General features: G+C 64.1%; 16 protein-coding genes. 10 read left to right on the top strand and 6 right to left on the bottom strand.

From position 1 onward, the window contains the following. Positions 1–2: 2 nt before the first annotated feature. Complete coding sequence (locus PCO31010_RS25415) at positions 3–839, top strand: citryl-CoA lyase (protein ID WP_174985192.1); 837 nt, start codon at positions 3–5, stop codon at positions 837–839. Between the two features lie 192 nt (positions 840–1031). Beyond that, positions 1032–1616, top strand: a complete 585-nt coding sequence (locus PCO31010_RS25410) for a hypothetical protein (protein WP_150666702.1) — start codon at positions 1032–1034, stop codon at positions 1614–1616. 36 nt (positions 1617–1652) lie between these two features. Here the strand turns inward: PCO31010_RS25410 and PCO31010_RS25405 are convergent, their stop codons facing one another. Next, complete coding sequence (locus PCO31010_RS25405; RefSeq protein WP_150666701.1) at positions 1653–2399, bottom strand: IclR family transcriptional regulator; 747 nt, start codon at positions 2397–2399, stop codon at positions 1653–1655. 219 nt (positions 2400–2618) lie between these two features. Between PCO31010_RS25405 and PCO31010_RS25400 the strand changes: the two genes are divergently transcribed. After that, positions 2619–3791: an AAA family ATPase gene (locus tag PCO31010_RS25400; protein WP_150666700.1), complete on the top strand. Its 1173-nt coding sequence runs from the start codon at positions 2619–2621 to the stop codon at positions 3789–3791. 165 nt (positions 3792–3956) lie between these two features. Then, the gene (locus PCO31010_RS26745) at positions 3957–4517 is read left to right on the top strand and encodes a hypothetical protein (RefSeq protein WP_217426197.1); all 561 of its coding nucleotides are present in this window, start codon (positions 3957–3959) and stop codon (positions 4515–4517) included. A gap of 81 nt (positions 4518–4598) precedes the next feature. Here PCO31010_RS26745 and PCO31010_RS25390 read toward each other — a convergent pair whose 3' ends face one another. Continuing rightward, the gene (locus tag PCO31010_RS25390; protein ID WP_150666698.1) at positions 4599–6020 is read right to left on the bottom strand and encodes an aldehyde dehydrogenase family protein; all 1422 of its coding nucleotides are present in this window, start codon (positions 6018–6020) and stop codon (positions 4599–4601) included. Positions 6021–6129: 109 nt separating this feature from the next. Here PCO31010_RS25390 and PCO31010_RS25385 point away from each other — a divergent pair, with 109 nt between their 5' ends. After that, on the top strand, positions 6130–7038 hold the full coding sequence (locus tag PCO31010_RS25385) for a LysR family transcriptional regulator (RefSeq protein ID WP_150666697.1): 909 nt from the start codon (positions 6130–6132) through the stop codon (positions 7036–7038). A 68-nt stretch (positions 7039–7106) separates the two neighbouring features. Here PCO31010_RS25385 and PCO31010_RS25380 read toward each other — a convergent pair whose 3' ends face one another. The 3 genes from PCO31010_RS25380 to PCO31010_RS25370 all read right to left on the bottom strand — a co-directional run bounded on the left by PCO31010_RS25380 (position 7107) and on the right by PCO31010_RS25370 (position 9752). After that, positions 7107–7388: a XapX domain-containing protein gene (locus PCO31010_RS25380; protein ID WP_150666696.1), complete on the bottom strand. Its 282-nt coding sequence runs from the start codon at positions 7386–7388 to the stop codon at positions 7107–7109. Further along, a complete protein-coding gene (locus PCO31010_RS25375) occupies positions 7385–7828 on the bottom strand; it encodes a DoxX family protein (protein WP_150666741.1) in 444 nt (147 codons plus the stop codon). Before PCO31010_RS25375 ends, PCO31010_RS25380 begins: the two co-directional genes overlap by 4 nt. Before the next feature lie 70 nt (positions 7829–7898). Beyond that, positions 7899–9752 (bottom strand): amidohydrolase, encoded by a 1854-nt coding sequence (locus tag PCO31010_RS25370; protein WP_150666695.1) that lies wholly within the window; start codon positions 9750–9752, stop codon positions 7899–7901. A 295-nt stretch (positions 9753–10047) separates the two neighbouring features. Between PCO31010_RS25370 and PCO31010_RS25365 the strand changes: the two genes are divergently transcribed. Then, the gene (locus PCO31010_RS25365; RefSeq protein WP_150666694.1) at positions 10048–10728 is read left to right on the top strand and encodes a response regulator transcription factor; all 681 of its coding nucleotides are present in this window, start codon (positions 10048–10050) and stop codon (positions 10726–10728) included. A 76-nt stretch (positions 10729–10804) separates the two neighbouring features. Here the strand turns inward: PCO31010_RS25365 and PCO31010_RS25360 are convergent, their stop codons facing one another. After that, positions 10805–11176: a hypothetical protein gene (locus tag PCO31010_RS25360; RefSeq protein ID WP_246184774.1), complete on the bottom strand. Its 372-nt coding sequence runs from the start codon at positions 11174–11176 to the stop codon at positions 10805–10807. A gap of 349 nt (positions 11177–11525) precedes the next feature. Here PCO31010_RS25360 and PCO31010_RS25355 point away from each other — a divergent pair, with 349 nt between their 5' ends. From PCO31010_RS25355 to PCO31010_RS25340, 4 genes are all read left to right on the top strand, one after another. Further along, positions 11526–13211 carry a ShlB/FhaC/HecB family hemolysin secretion/activation protein gene (locus PCO31010_RS25355; protein ID WP_246184773.1) on the top strand — a complete coding sequence of 562 codons (1686 nt, stop codon included), beginning with the start codon at positions 11526–11528 and terminating at the stop codon, positions 13209–13211. Between the two features lie 88 nt (positions 13212–13299). Next, positions 13300–15072 carry a DUF2341 domain-containing protein gene (locus tag PCO31010_RS25350; RefSeq protein WP_150666692.1) on the top strand — a complete coding sequence of 591 codons (1773 nt, stop codon included), beginning with the start codon at positions 13300–13302 and terminating at the stop codon, positions 15070–15072. Between the two features lie 12 nt (positions 15073–15084). Beyond that, on the top strand, positions 15085–15495 hold the full coding sequence (locus PCO31010_RS25345) for an ExbD/TolR family protein (RefSeq protein WP_039396424.1): 411 nt from the start codon (positions 15085–15087) through the stop codon (positions 15493–15495). A gap of 10 nt (positions 15496–15505) precedes the next feature. Next, a complete protein-coding gene (locus PCO31010_RS25340; RefSeq protein ID WP_150666691.1) occupies positions 15506–16255 on the top strand; it encodes an energy transducer TonB family protein in 750 nt (249 codons plus the stop codon). Positions 16256–16284 lie beyond the last annotated feature (29 nt).

Below are 16284 nucleotides of genomic sequence, written 5' to 3'. Positions count from 1 at the left end.
CCATGAATCCGACACTCGATGCTGCGGCGCTGTGCGCCGATTACTGGAGCACGTCGATCATCGATATCCACCCGGGATCGATCAACGTGCGTGGCTATCCGATTCAGGAACTGATCGGCAACGTGAGCTTTCCGCAGATGATCTGGCTGATGCTGCGCGGCGAGTTGCCCACCGATGCGCAGGCACGATTGCTGGAGGCGGCGCTCGTCGCTTCGGTGGATCACGGACCGCACGCACCGTCGATTGCGATCTCGCGGATCGCGACGAGCTGTGGCTTGCCGCTCAACGGCGCGATGGCCTCGGCCATCAATGCGCTGGACGACGTGCATGGCGGCGCGGGGCAGCAGGCCGTCGAGCTTTATCAGGACATCGCGCAGCGGCTGGCGGATTCGACCGCTGAAGTACCTGATCTATCGATTGCAGTGGCAGACGGCATCGCTGCGTTTAACGTTGCCCACGGGAAGTACCTGCCGGGTTTCGGTCATCGTTTCCATCCGGTCGATCCGCGCGCGACGCGATTGCTCGCCATCGTCGACGATGCCGTGGCGCAAGGCGTGATCGAAGGCCATTACGCAGCCATCGCACGTGGCATCGAAGCGCATCTTAAGGCGCGCAAGCAAAAGCCGGTGCCGATGAACATCGACGGCATCACCGCTGTGATCTATGCCGAGCTGGGGTTTGCGCCAGAGCTCGCGCGAGGCGTATTCGTATTGTCGCGCGCGGTGGGCATTCTGTCGCACGCGTGGGAGCAGCGCGGACGCGGCGAGCGCAACAAAGGTCCGTTGCCGCGTCAGTTGCCTTATCGCTACACCGGTCGCGCAGAACGCGAACTGCCCTGAGTATTGATACGGCAGCGACACGGCAGCGAACCGGCGGCGACCCGGCAGGGGCGGGTACGTCAATGAATCCCAAGCGCGCACCACATCTTTTTCCCAAGGGGGCGCGAGAAACGAAAGCATGATGTTCGTTTGCATAACGTCGACGTACTCCCCGTACCAGAATGAACTCCCCAATTTTGATGGAGAGCCATCATGGAAGTAAGTTCGACGGGTGTTAATTCCGGTGCTGCGACTCAGGCGCTGACTGGGAGTCAGGGGGCTGACGAGAAGGGCAAGAAGGCCCACGCGGTTGGCGAGGATCTGCAAACCGTGAGCCAGATCCTCACGCCGCAGGCGCTGAAGTCCACCGAGATCGTTCGCTCGTTTGAGGTTCCCGATAAGCTAAACGAGATCTTCGGCCCCCGGGCGCTAGCCGCCAGCTTTAACGCAGATACGAAGTTCCTTGCGCGATTTCAGGAGGCCATCGTTTCGAGCGACGACACGTTGGGCGTGTTTGTCGCAGACCTGATGGGGGCTGATTCCAAGCCCAGGCGTCAAAAGGTGGTCGACGCGCTGGTTCAGTCGTTCGAGTACGTCCCGGACGCCTCCCGGGTCGATGCGGTCAAAACGCTGCTCAATTACCGCGTTGACGAGAAAGGCATCAGTGTCGATGCCGACGGCGTAGGTGTTATCGCACTGCGTGGATTCAGCGATGAGATTTTCGAAACGATTCCGGAGACGGACAAGGCGCACGTGAAAGATCTCTTCGAGAAGCATGAGATCGAGCTTGATGCGTGACGAGACCTTGCGCGAGCGATTGATCGCGTGAGCGTATCACTCCTCTCGCCGCTTCCACGCCGCGCGCAGTGCCCGAGAGTCACCGCCGAGTCCGTCGGTGGCGCGCGCGGCGCACGAGAACAGATCCGTCAGATGCCGGTCGATGAAGGCCCGGTCGATGCGTGAGCTGGGACCGGCTAGCGTCAGCACGCCGCGCAGCGTCTGACGCACCCCGAACACCGGCATCGACACCCCCGCCGTATCGCGCTCGCGATCGCCCATCGATACGCTGTAACCCACCTCGCGAATGCGGTCGTAGACGTCGCCCGTCTCCCCGCCGAAGGCCAGCAACGCCAGTCCCCCCGAGCCGTGTTCGAGCGGCAGTACATCGCCCTCGCGTACGTGGAAGCGCACGGCGTGCGTCGAGTCGACACGATGCAGACACACACGCACGGCGTCGTCGCGCACATAGAACGACACGCTCTCGCCACTCACGTCCGCCAGTTCGCGCATCAGCGGCAACAAAATGTCGCCGAGGTTCAGGCTGCGCTGATACAGGGCGCCGAGCATGAACGTGGCCGGGCCGAGCTGATAGCGACCATCTTCAAGTCGCATGAGCATGCGGTGCTGGATGAGCGCACCCGCGAGACGCAGCAGCGTGCTCTTGTAGAGACCGGTGCGGGCAGCCAGTTCGGCCAGCGTGAGGGCGCTGTCGTCGGGTTTGAACGCGAACAGAATAGCGCAGGCGCGGTCGATGACGGCAACGCCGGAGCTGTCTTTCGGTTCAGGGGTAACGTCTGACATCGGGGCAGGCGAGGTGTCGCTGTAAGAGGTCGAAACGGTGAGTTTATGTCATGTGGACGCGGCTGTGCGTCCCTTGAGCAGCGGGCCGTCTGGGAAAGCTGTGCGCCGGATTTAGGGAACGGTAGCGGCGCGGCGTGCTCGAAGGGGTAATCTGCGAACTTCACCGCTCTTGATTCCCCGCGCTCGTCTGCTGCGTTTCCTCACGTTCTCCCGCCTGCCATGCTCACCGCCCTCGCCATCGACAACTACCGTTCTATCCAGTCGCTTGTGATGCCGCTCACCCGGCTTAACGTCATCAGCGGCGCGAATGGTAGCGGGAAGTCCAATCTTTACCGGGCACTGCGGCTGCTGGCGGGCACGGCAAGCGACGGCATCATCGGCCCCATCGCCCGCGAGGGCGGACTCGGCTCCGTGCTATGGGCGGGGCCGGAGACGATCAGCCCGCGCATGCGTCGCGGCGAGGTGCCGATTCAGGGCGGCCCGCGTCAGAAGCGGGGGCGCATGCGTCTTGGCTTCAGCAGCGACACCTTCGGCTACGCCATCTGCATGGGGATGGGCAGCGCTGGTGGCGTTTCCATGTTCAGTGCCGATCCGGAGTTCAAGCACGAGAGCATCTGGGCCGGTGAGTTTCTACGTCCGGCCACTATGCTCGTGGACCGACAGGGGAGTGTGGTGCGACGCAAGTCGGGGCGTGAGTGGGACATCCTCACAAGCAGTCTGCCTCGCTTTGAGAGTCTCTTTTCTCACATTGCCAACGACAACACCTGCCCTGAGGTGTTCACAGTACGTGAGCGCATTCGCAACTGGCGCTTCTACGATCACTTCCGCACCGACGCAGATGCCCCCGCGCGGTGGCCGCAGATCGGTACGCGCACGATGGCGCTGCATCACGACGGCCGGGATCTGGCCGCCGCGTGGCAGACGATTCGCGAGATCGGCGATCACGAAGCGCTGGCGCAAACGGTGGAAGATGCCTTTCCCGGCGCGAGCGTCACGATCGATGGCACGGGGCGTGGCGGACTCATGCTGGAGTTCAACCAGCACGGTTTGCTGCGACCATTGAGCGCCGCAGAACTGTCCGACGGGACGCTGCGATTCCTGCTGCTGACAGCCGCATTGCTCACGCCGCGTCCGCCTGAACTGATGGTGCTCAACGAACCTGAGGCGAGTCTTCACCCTGATCTCATGCCCGCGTTGGGACGTTTGATCCGTCGCGCATCGCAGCGCAGCCAGCTCTGGGTGGTTTCGCACTCGCAGCGTCTGGCGGCCGCGCTCGAAGAGGACCCCGAATGCAATTCGATCCAACTCGAGAAGTCCTTCTCGGCGACGACGATTCTCGGCCAGCACCCGCTCGAGCGTCCCGCATGGCGATGGGCGGATAACGGCAATTGACGTCTGCGAACGCAAGCATGTGGGCACGGCAGCGTCAGAACTGACAGCTCGCCGACGCTATCGCAAAGTCCGAAGACGAAGCGCTGTCAGGATGCGATCTCCTTTCCACGATGGAGGTCCTCGATGAATCTTGTGAACGCAGTAACGATTAGTTCCTTACCGACGGTGACGCGTGCGCTTCACCAGCATTTGTGCCCGCATCGCGAGCGCTTTCGCGTCGATCTCGGCACGGTTCGCCTCATGCGCGGAGGTGGGCTTCGCCCGTCGGTCATCCCCACCGCGGTGTTTGTCGAGCCGCGTGGCGCGAGGTATGTACCGCCGATCGCCTCGGCGATGCGGATGATCGACCCGGCAGCGCCGAAGCCCGCAGTGGATTACGTGTTTTTCCGAGAACCGTTGAAGGCGAACCCCGCGCTCGTCGAGAAGTGGGGTGTCGCCGCGAAGGAAGGGAGCGAGTCTGAAGCTTGGTCCGCGTTCGTCGGCCACATCAGCGAGCGGTTCTTCAAAGGTAGCCGCCGACAGCGCGTGATGGATGCGCTGATCCTGAGCCTTGACATCCTGCCGCCGGAACGACGGGCGGATGCGCTTGCATGTCTCCTGTCTGACGGCAGCGAAGGCGTCGCCGCCGTCGAAGAGTTCTGGGAGTACGTCGGGATGGAGCGCATTCCCGACGTCGACCGCGCGCGCGTGGCGGCATTGTTGCTTCGCTACGAAATCGGCAAGTAAGGTCTGCGACTACGGCGGGTGGCGTGATGGGCGTCGCTGTGTTTCGACGGCGCCCATCGCGCCGAGCCGCTGCCGCTGCGCTTACAACACCCCGAGCACGGCCTTCGGTTCCATGAAGGCTTCGAGTCCGAAGGTGCCGTACTCGCGTCCGATGCCCGATTGCTTGAATCCACCGAACGGCGCAGCAGGTTCGTGAGTGAGGGTGTTGACGAGCACGCGCCCCGCTTCGATTTGCGCTGCCACAGCGGCGGCGCGCTCAACATCCGTCGCGCAGACATACGCCTGCAAACCATAAGGTGTGTCGTTGGCAATGGCGATGGCCTGCGCTTCATCTCGGTAGGCGATGATCGAGAGCACCGGCCCGAAAATTTCCTCACGGGCAATCGTCATGTCGTTGCGCACGTCGCTGAAGACGGTCGGGCGTACGAACCATCCGGCGTCCAGCCCGGTCGGGCGACCCTCGCCACCGGCGACCAACCGTGCACCTTCCTCGATGCCGATGCGAATGTAGCGCTGCACGCGATCCCATTGTTTTCGACTGACCAGCGGGCCGATATGCGTCTTCGGGTCGCGGGGATCCCCTGCCGGGAAGTTCGCAATGGCAGCCGCGATGCCCGCTTCGAATTCGTGCAGTCGTGCTTGCGGCACGAGAATCCGCGTCCCGGCGACACATGCCTGACCACTGTTCATAAAGCCCGCATTGAGCGCGAGCGGGATGGCCTGCGTGAAGTTCGCGTCGTCGAGCACGATCATCGGCGATTTGCCGCCGAGTTCAAGCGTCACCCGCTTGAAGGTTTCCGACGCCGCGCGCAAGATCGACCGGCCCACCGCCGTCGATCCGGTGAACGATACCTTGGCGACGTCGGGGTGCGTGCTGATCTCCGCGCCAACCGTCTCCCCGCGTCCCGTCACGATATTGACGACGCCCGGCGGCAACTGCGCGTCGTGCAGCGCTTCGGTCACGATGCGCGTCTGAATCGCACTCATCTCGCTCGGTTTGATCACGGCCGTGCAACCGGCAGCGAGTGCTGCGGCCAGTTTCCCGCAGATGAAGCCCGCATCGCTATTCCAGGGCGTGATGAGTCCCGCCACACCGAGCGGCTGCATGACGACTTCCGCCGTGCCCGCACGGCGCACGAAGTCGTAGCTGTCCAGCGTCTTCGCAGCCTGCAGCAGGACATCGCTCGCATGACGTGCCATCCAGCGCGCCCACGCGACGGGGGCGCCGTACTCCTCGATGATGGCGTCGAGCAAATCGTCTTCGCGTGCGGACACGGCGGCGTGCATGCGCTGGAGCATCGAGATGCGTTCGGCTTTGGTGCTTCGGGAATGCGCCGGAAACGCGCGTTTGGCCGCCGCAATGGCACGGCGAGCGTCTTCGGCGTCTGCCAGCCGGACGCTGCCGATGACTTGCTCGGTCGCCGGATTGAACAGGTCGAATCGTTCGTCCCCGTGCGGAGTGACGAAAGCGCCGTCGATATAAATCTGATCGATGATCTTCATGATGAGTGGGGGGCAGGGTGAAATGCGGTCTCGATGACTCAAGATAGTCGTCCGGCATTGATATGACTAGACGTACAATCCGGGATGCCTTGTTGAGGAATTTAGGACAATGAAGACGTCGGGACTCACCGAACTGGAAGCCGTCATGGCGGTGGCGCGTCACCGGAGTTTCCGGGCCGCGGCAAACGATATGGGCGTGTCGACGTCTGCGTTAAGCCATGCCGTCGCGGCGCTCGAAACGCGCATCGGTGTGCGGCTCTTTAACCGGACGACGCGCAGTGTGTCGCTTTCCGAAGCGGGCGCGCAGTTTGTGAACAGCGTCGCGCCCGCGCTCTCGACCATTCAGACGGCGATCGACGAAGCCGGGAGCTTTCGCGATTCCCCCTCGGGCACGCTGCGCATCAATAGTTCGGCCGGCGCGGTGCACCGGGTCATGCCCGTGTTGATCGAGTTCTCGCGGCGCTACCCGGACGTCAAGCTGGACATCGTGACGGAAGGCCGTCTCATCGACATTGTTGTGGAAGGGTTCGACGCGGGTATTCGTCTGAGGGAGTCGGTGCCGCAGGACATGATCGCCGTGCCGTTCGGCGACAGACAGTGCTTCGCGGTGGTCGCCACGCCAGCGTATTTCTCCCGTCATAAACCGCCGCGTACGCCGGACGACTTACGCAAGCATCAGTGCATTCGCACGCGGATGCCGAGCGGCAAGATGTTCCACTGGGAGTTCGAGCGGCACGGCCAGATGGTGCGCGTCGACGTGGACGGGCCGATGACGTTGGACGACGGCGCGCTGATCCTGGAAGCCGTGCGTTCGGGCGTCGGTGTGGGATATCTGACAGAGTGGGACGTGCACAAAGATCTCGAAGCCGGTACGTTGGTGCGCGTGCTGCAAGCGTGGACACCGCCGTTCGACGGACTCGCGCTCTACTATCCCGGACGGCGCCACATTCCGGCGGCGTTGCGCGCGCTGATCGACGTGATTCGCGAGCAGGCGGAGGCGGCGCGTTCTTTCAAGTAGGGTGACATGGCGCTGCGCGAGCGCGCCGTCGACGGCGCAATGGATGTCGCAGTGGACGCCATCAGGTCTTACGCCTTCGGCGCTTCGGTCTTGTCCTCATCCTTCGCCGCTTGCGCCACCGGCCCCGGCAGTCCCGTGATCTTCGGCACGCATTCGCGATGGAACCACACGAGGTTCACCGGCTCGCCTGCGAGCAGACGCTTGACGGGCGGCACGACCTGTTCGCCGATCAGCATGCCGAGCAAACCGATGAGCGCCACCGCGGGCGGTGCCGGTGAGCGAACGCCCAGACCGCCGTAGATGATGCCGACGAGCACGCCCACAGCAAGCGAAACGAGATAGAGCTTCATGATTGACTCCGCGCGGCGCGCGTTCCGAGGTCGTACCACGCCACGGCGATAAAGCCGCCGACGAGTCCGAGGTGTTCGAAGAAACTATTGGCGAGCATCGTGCGGGCGTCCGGCGGGGCGGACCAGAAGCGATTGGCCAGAAACGTGGCGGCCAGCGTGAATGCCGCCAGCGCCAACGCACCCAACCATCGCCCCTTGCCCGTCAAAATCATCAGCGACGCACCGATTTCCAGCACGATGACCGCCACCGCCATTGGTGCCGCCGGTGACAGTCCGAAGTGCTGCATTTCGGCGATGGCGCCGGAGAAGTCCAACGCCTTGTCGATGCCGCCTTGCAGATAGGCGCTGCACAGCAGCAACAGTGCAAGCCAGTAAGCCCAGCCCGGCAGCAAAGACGTCTCGCGTGCCATTGACGAGGAGGGATCGGACGACGGCAGCATCGTGGCCATGACGGACCTCAACAGTGAGTAGCGGACAGTAGCGACATCAGAATGGACATCAGAATGGACATCAGAAGGCCCAGCACGAACAGCCGAGCGCACCCCAGAAGCCGCTCTCGTCCGACGCGGGCACGCTCGACGACCACGCCTTCGCGTGCGCATGACCGTGCACGCCGCATGACGTCGCACACGCGCAACTCACGCTCACGTTAAGCACATTAGGTTGTCGCGGCTGATACCCCACACCGTGTCGCGCGGGCGACCAGTCGGGCATCGCGGGCGGCAGTGCCGGTGCATAGCTACCGAAGTCGCCGTCGCCGTACACCACCTTGCCGCCCAGCACCGTGAGCACGGACGTGATGTCCTGAATCTCGTCTTCCGGCACGCTGAAGTAGTCCTCCGAGAGCACGGCCAGATCGGCGAGCTGCCCGACCTTGATCTGCCCTTTCTTGCCGACTTCGGACGAGAACCACGTGTTCGCTTCCGTCCACAGACGCAGCGCTTCGTCGCGGTCGAGCAGACTGCCCGGGGCCGCCATGCGCAGCCCGCCGACGGTCTTGCCCGTCACCAGCCAGTACAGCGACACCCACGGGTTGTACGACGCGACGCGCGTCGCATCCGTGCCCGCACCGACTTTCACGCCGCGCTCCAGCATGCGACGCACCGGCGGTGTCGCCTCGGCAGCCTTCGCACCGTAGCGCTCCACGAAGTACTCGCCCTGATAGGCCATGCGATGCTGTACGGCAATGCCGCCGCCGAGTGCCGCAATGCGGTCGATGTTGCGGTCGCTGATCGTCTCGGCGTGATCGAAGAACCAGTGCAGGCCGTCGAAGGGGATGTCCTTCGCGACCTTCTCATAGACGTCGAGTGCGCGCGAGATCGTCTCGTCGTACGTGGCGTGCAGACGCCAAGGCCAGCGGTTCTCTGCAAGCAATCGCACCACCGGTTCGAGATCGTCTTCCATCGACGGCGCCATTTCCGGCCGCTCGACACGGAAGTCCTCGAAGTCGGCTGCCGTGTACACGAGCATTTCGCCAGCGCCGTTGTGACGATAAAGATCGTCGCCTTGCCCCGGGCTGACTTGCTTGACCCACTGGCTGAAGTCGGCGAGTTCGGCCTTCGGCTTCTGCGTGAACAGGTTGTACGCGAGGCGCACCGTCAACTGTCCTTCGCGGTGCAGTTCTTCGATGATGCTGTAGTCCTCGGGGTAATTCTGGAAGCCACCGCCGGCGTCGATGACGCCCGTCACGCCAAGCCGGTTCACTTCGCGCATGAAGTGGCGCGTGGAGTTCTTTTGATACTCCGGTGGGAGCTTCGGCCCTTTGGCAAGCGTCGCGTAGAGAATGGTCGCGTTCGGCTTGGCGAGCAGCAGGCCGGTTGGGTTACCCGACGCATCGCGCACGATTTCGCCGCCCGGCGGATTCGGCGTGTCCTTCGTGTAGCCCACGGTGCGCAGCGCCGCAGCATTCAGGATCGCGCGGTCGTACAGATGCAGGATGAACACCGGCGTGTCGGGCGCGACGGCGTTGAGCTCGTCGATGGTCGGTAGTCGCTTCTCTGCGAACTGATGCTCAGTGAAGCCACCGACCACGCGCACCCACTGCGGCGCGGGCGTGCGGTCGACCTGCGCCTTGAGCATGCGCATGGCGTCCGCCAGCGAGCGCACGCCATCCCAGCGAAGCTCCATGTTGTAGTTCAGGCCGCCACGAATGATGTGCATGTGGCTGTCGATGAGCCCCGGAATCACACGTCGGCCCTTGAGGTCGATGACCTGCGTGGCGTTGTCGGCCAGACGCATGATGTCGTCGCGGGTGCCAACAGCGGTGAACGTGCCGCCGGTGAGCGCGACGGCGTCCGCCTGCGGGTTCGCACGGTCGAGCGTGGTGAACTTGCCATTGACCAGAATGAGGTCGGGATTTGACATGGGAGGCTCCGGTGGGGAAGTCGGCGGACGATTCTTGCCGTTCGTGGACGCGGAAAGTACGGCCCGGAAGGCCGCCGAAGCGCCACGAACGACGGTCCATGAGCGTATGCCGACTCCCGTCGCCTCACTATCGTCTTTTCGTATTAGCGCCCGAACCCCGCGCCGGGCGGTCCCCTGCCATCGACGGCCAACCGTCAAACCGCAAAAATGCCAGCACGTTCGTGCTTTTTTATGGTTTTGAACGTCACATGACTGACGTATACTCAGGCTCACTGAATCAATACATCGCCCCTGCATGAACGCGCTTCCGGACAGCGACATCGCGACCGTCTACGTCGTGGCCCACGACCCGGCGGAGAACGACACGCTTTGTGCACAATTGACCGACGTCGGCCTGCGGGCGCGCGGCTTTACGAGCGCGGCGGCGTTTCTTGCCAGCGAGCGCAGTGCCGGACCGGCGTGCGTTGTGCTGGATGCCGATCTGGGCGCGCCCGGCGGCGGCCTCTTGCTTCAGGGTGCCCTCGCCGATTTGCAGGATCCGATTCCCATCGTGCTCATCACCGACCGGGCCGATGTGACGACCAGCGTGCGCGGCATGAAAGCGGGTGCGGTCGATTACCTGAGCAAGCCGATGCCGGAGGGCGTGTTGCTAAGCGCCGTGGGCGCGGCGCTGGCGCTCGACCGGCAGCGTCTCGGACGTGAGCGGGCGAGCACCGACGTGATCGAGCGTGCACAGCGGCTCTCGCAACGGGAGCGCGAAGTCATGGCGCTCGTGGCGGCAGGACGCATGAACAAGCACATTGCCGACGAACTCGGCATCAGCGAAGTCACTGTCAAGATTCATCGCGGGAATGCGATGCGTAAGATGGAAGCGCGCTCGTTTGCCGATCTGGTCATCATGGCGCACAAACTCGGTATGACGTCGCCCGCGCTTTATCACGGCGGGATCGGACGGCACAGGCGAGAGCTGGCCTGACGCTTACCGACATCCACCGACATCCACCGACATCCACCGACAATGCGCCACCCACACCGGGTGGCGCATTTTTTGTTTAGCGACCGGGCGTCACGATGGGCGCAGACGGCGGCGGCGCGCCCGGGCGCTGCGGCGTGGCCGAGTTGCCGAAGCTGTTTCCCATGCGCTGAGACGTCGCGCTCCAGTTGAACTGTCCGCCGATCTGATTGCTCGGCTTGTTGGCGATAGCTTCCGACTCCAGTCCCGGCGCGCGGCCCGATCCCGGTGCCGAAGCTGGTTGCAACTGATTCGTCAGACAGTCGTAGGACGGCGAGCGCTGACCGTTCACCTCGACATCCACGCAGCCCGCCCGCGATGCCGGTGCCGTGCCGCCCACGCGCGGGGCGTCATCGGCCGCTGCGGCGAGCTGTGACACCGCGCTCAGCAGCACCGTTGTTGCGACTGTCACGGCGAGTTTGCCCGTTCGATTTCTCATCCGACCCCCAACGTCTGTGCCGCTGCGCTGCCTCGTCATCGCACGTCTCCCCGTCAAAATATTAGTCATCCGTCAGGACTCCGACCGAACAAGCATACGGTAGCCAGAGCGTTTTTCGAGAAAGATGAATTTCTCGTGACAAACGTTAGTTGCCCGTCGGCTCACCCGTCTAGGTATCCGTATTCGAGAGAAATGTCGACACGGATTGCGTGCGGCCGGGCGAAACCTGAGGCGTCAGGAAAGCGTCTTGGGTAAGCGCCAGGCCACCGGGGGCACTGCATCGGGCAGGGCCGCGTCGACCTAACAAGTCAGAGTCTTCTATATGCGTTTGATGAAAACGAACCGGCCGTGGCTGCGCTGGGCGGCAGTGTGCGCAGTCACGTTGGGGGGAACTGTTCATGGCGTCGCGATTGCTCAGCAAACCGAAGCAGCACAACCGGACCCATCGCCTGCGGTAGTGCCGCAGGCAGGCGCACCTGCGGCCGACGGCGCGAAAGAGAAATCCGCCGACGCGCAAAAGCGAGTGAACATCAACGAGTACATCGTGCGCGGTAACACCGTGCTCGACATCCGCACTATCGAGAAGGCTGTCACGCCTTATCTGGGGCCTGACCGCACGCTCGCCGATATCGAAGCCGCACGCGACGCGTTACTCGCTGCCTATCAGGCCAAGGGCTATCAGTCGGTGTACGTCGACCTGCCCGAACAGCAGGTCACGGGCGGCATCGTTTATCTGAAGGTGAGCGAGACCAAGCTGGGACGCCTGCGTGTGGTCGGCTCGGAATATCACTCGCCGCGCGAAGTACGCGAGCGCGTGCCGTCGCTGGCCGAGGGCAAGGTGCCTGACTTCAACGCCGCGCAGGCGGAACTCACGGCGCTGAACCGTACCGGCGAGCAGCAGGTCGTGCCGCTGGTCAAGCAGGGGGCAGTGCCCGGCACGATGGACGTCGACCTTAAGGTCGAAGACACCAACCCGTGGCGCGCCAGCTTCAGCCTGAACAACGACCGCAGCGCTGACACGAAGCCGCTGCGCATGCTCGCCTCGCTCGGTTACGACAACCTGTGGCAACTGGGCCATCGCGTCTCGATGAGTTTCTTCGGCGCGCCGCAGGACTTCAAGCAGAGCAAGGTGTGGTCGGGCTCGTACGTCGCGCCGCTGGGCTCGTCGCCCTGGTCGCTCGAACTCAATGGCTATCAGTCGGACAGCAACGTCGCCACGACCGGTGGCACCACCGTGCTCGGAAAGGGCCATGCAATCGGCCTGAAGACCACGTACACGGTGCCGGACACGGGCAGTTGGTATCACGCCTTTAGCCTCGGCGTCGACTTCAAGGACAACACGGAAACCACGCGCTTCGGTACGGCTGGCGACGTGGTGCCGCTCAAGTATGCCCCGATCACCCTCAGCTACAGCGGCTTTTATCAGAACGAGAGCTTTCAAGCCGGTCTGAACACGTCGATCACGACGGGTATGTCGAGCTTCCTCGGTTACGGCAGCAGCCCGGCGCAGTTCGACGCGAAGCGCTATAAGGCGTCGCCGAGCTTCACGGTGCTGCGCGCCGATGCGAACGGCACATACACGATTGGCGGCGGATGGCAGTTGGCCGCGCGCGTGGCCACGCAGATGACCGACTCGCCGCTGGTCTCGAACGAACAGATCGCCGGTGGCGGCATGAACTCGGTGCGCGGTTATCTCTCGGCGGAAGCCACGGGCGATTACGGCGTGGTCGGCTCCATCGAATGGCGTACGCCGCCGATCCCGTTGCTCGCCCCGGTCGTCTCGAACTGGCGCGCATATGCGTTCTTCGACGGTGCACGTCTGGGCTTGCGCGATGCGCTGCCGGAGCAGACCTCGACGTATTCGCTTGCGTCGCTCGGTGTGGGCACTTCGCTGCGCCTCACGTCGCACGTGACGGGCCGCTTCGATGCCGCGTGGCCGCTGACGAACGGCCCGCGTACCGAACGCTATCAACCGCGCTTCAACTTCAGCGTGACGGCGACTTACTGATCGACGTACTCAACCAAACAACATTTACGACCTGATGCCTGGTGCGCTCACTCGATGCGTCAGGCGGTATACACGGAGAACTACAGCCATGCGACGCATTCTTCCATTCCTGCTTGCGCTGATCGGCACGCTGATGCCGGTGCTCGCGCACGCCTGGTGGCAACCGGATTGGGCGTACCGCAAGCCGATCACCATCGACGCCGGTCCGCAGGGCGGCAACATCACGGGCGACGCGGGCCGTGTGCCGATGCTGCTGCGCCTGCACACCGGCAACTTCAGCTTCGAAGGCGTGAACGAGACCGGCGCGGACCTGCGCTTCGTCGCCGGTGACGACAAGACCGTGCTGAATCACCAGATCGAGCAATTCGATCCGGTGCTGGGCATCGCGCTCGTGTGGGTGGACGTGCCCGCCGTGACCGCTGCCAACAAGCAGCAGATCTGGATGTACTACGGCAACCGCAAGGCGCCCGCAGCCGGTAACGGTCAGCGCGTGTTCGATCCGGATTACACGGCGGTCTATCACTTCGGCGAGCCGAATGTGCCCGCTCGCGACACGACCGCTTACGGCAACAACAGTCAGAACCCGGTCGTCACGCTCGATGGCGCGATCATCGGCCGTGGTATTCAAGCTGGCGCTTCGCCGCTCGTGCTGCCTGCCTCGCCGTCGCTGACTATTGCTGCTGGTAGCAACTTCACGTTCTCGGCATGGGTGCGTCCGGAAAAGCTCGGCGCGAACGAAGGGATTTACACGCGTCGCGATGGCGGCAGCGATCTGCTCGTGGGTGTCGATCAGGGCGTGCCGTTCGTGCAGGTCGGCGCTCAGCGCAGCCAGCCAGGCCAGCCGATTCAGGCCGGTCAGTGGTCGCACCTCGCGGTGACGAGCGACGGCAAGACGGTCACGCTGTACGTCGCAGGTCACGCGGCCGGTTCGGTCGCCGCAGCACTCCCGGCACTGAATTCGCCGACGATCATCGGTGGCGACGCCGATGGTGCAGCCGCTGGCCTGGCCCGCTTCTCGGGCGCGGTGGACGAAGTGCGCCTGTCGAAGGTCGCGCGTCCTGCCGCACTTATCCAGACGGACGCCGTCTCGCAAGGTGCCGAATCGCGTCTGATCGCCTTCGGTCCGGACGAACAGCAAGCGGGCAAGAGCCATTTCGCGTTCATCCTCGCGGCCATGCCGGTCGACGCCTGGGTGGTCGTGGTCGTACTCGGCCTGATGGCGCTGGTGTCGTGGGTCATCATGATCACGAAGAGCCGCAGCTACAGCGCCAAGACGCGCGCTAACACCGTGTTCATGGAGCACTTTCGCCAGGCGTCGGGCGCGCCGCTCGATCAGATCGCGCGTACCAACCGCGTGCCTGACGACGTGCGCGAGCAATCGCCGCTGTGGCGCCTGTACGAAGTCGCGCTCGACGAACTGCACCGCCGCCACGAACTCGGCTACGACACGAGCGCTGTCTCCGACGCGACCATCAGCGCCATTCGCGCGTCGATGGACGGCGTGATGGTGCGTGAGGTCGAAACGATGAGCAAGCGCATGAACTGGCTCTCGACGTCGATCGAAGGCGCACCGTACGTGGGTCTGTTCGGCACCGTGATCGGGATCATGCTGGTGTTCGTCGTGGCAGCGATGGCGGGCGCAGTCGACATCAACTCGGTGGCACCGGGTATGGCCGCAGCACTGCTGTGTACGGCCGCCGGTCTCGGCGTCGCTATCCCCGCACTGTTTGGCTACAACTGGCTGGTCTCGCGCTCGGACGCTCTGGCGGCCGACATGGCGGTGTTCGTCGACGAGTTCACGACGCGCCTCGCGGAAGAGCAGGGCGAAGGCCGCCGTCAGCCCGTGCTGCAGCGCGCGTGACGGGGACGAATCATGGCTAACGCAACGCGATTCGCTGCGAAGAAGCGCGCGGGTGGCATCAACATCACGCCGTTCGTCGACGTGCTGCTGGTGGTGCTGGTGATCTTCATTCTCACGAGTAACGCCAGCATTCCCGGCATCAAGGTCGATCTGCCGAAGGCGAGTTCTTCGGTGGCGCTGGAGAAGCCGAAGACCAAGGCCATCACGGTCGACAACTCGGGGCAGGTGTTTCTCGACGCCTATCCCGTGACGCTCAACGAGCTTGAGGATCGCTTGCGCACGGAAAAGGCAGTCACGCCCGACTTCCCGGTGATCGTGCGCGGCGACGCGCAGGTGCAGTACGCCAAGGTCGTGGAAGTGCTCGACCTGTTGCGTCGCATCGATCTCAATCAGGTCGGCCTCGTGACCGGCAAGCCGCAGTAAGGAGCGCAGCGTGAAACCTCGCGATTTCGCGTCTCGCTCCCCGCGCGCCCCGCGCGCCCCGCGCTCCCCGGTTACGTCGACGACTTCCAGCCCGGCGCTCGCACTCCTGCGTCGTCGTGGCGGGCTGATCGTCGGTGCCGTCGTGGTCATCGGTCTGGCGGCGCTCTTCTGGCACCTGCTCACCGACAAGGCCAGCATGCGCCGCGAGGTCAACAGCCCGCCGATGCTCATGCTGCCTCCGCCGCCGCCCCCGCCGCCGCCTCAGGAGAAGCCGCCTGAGCCGACGCCGGAGAAGGTCAAACCGGAGGTCGTCGAGCCCAAGCCCGCCGATCCGGTCGAGCCACCCAAGGACGACACGCCGCCCAGCCCGACCAAAGATCTTGGCGACGCCGTGACGATCAATGGCGACGCGCAGGCCGGTACCGATGCCTTCGGCATTGGCGCAGGCAGTGGCGGCGGCATGACCGGCGGTGGCGGTGGTCTGGGCAGCCGCTCTTACAGCGCCTGGCTCGCCAGTTCGTTGCAACAGGCGTTCGGTCGAGATCAGCGCACCCGCACGCTCGCGTTCGACGACGTTCGCATCGATCTCTGGCTCGACGCCGACGGCCGTGCGACGCGTGTGCAACTGGTGCGTGGCACGGGCAGTTCGACCATCGACGAAGCGGTGCTCGCCATGCTGCGCGACTTCCGTGCGGAAGAGAAGCCGCCCGCGTCGCTGCGCTATCCGCTGGCCATGAGCATTCGGGGACGCCGCCCATGACCGACATCACCTGTCACACCGTGCAAGCG

This window comes from Pandoraea commovens (genome assembly GCF_902459615.1).
GTDB classification, from domain to species: Bacteria; Pseudomonadota; Gammaproteobacteria; order Burkholderiales; family Burkholderiaceae; genus Pandoraea; species Pandoraea commovens.
This window is presented reverse-complemented; position numbering and strand designations above follow the sequence as displayed.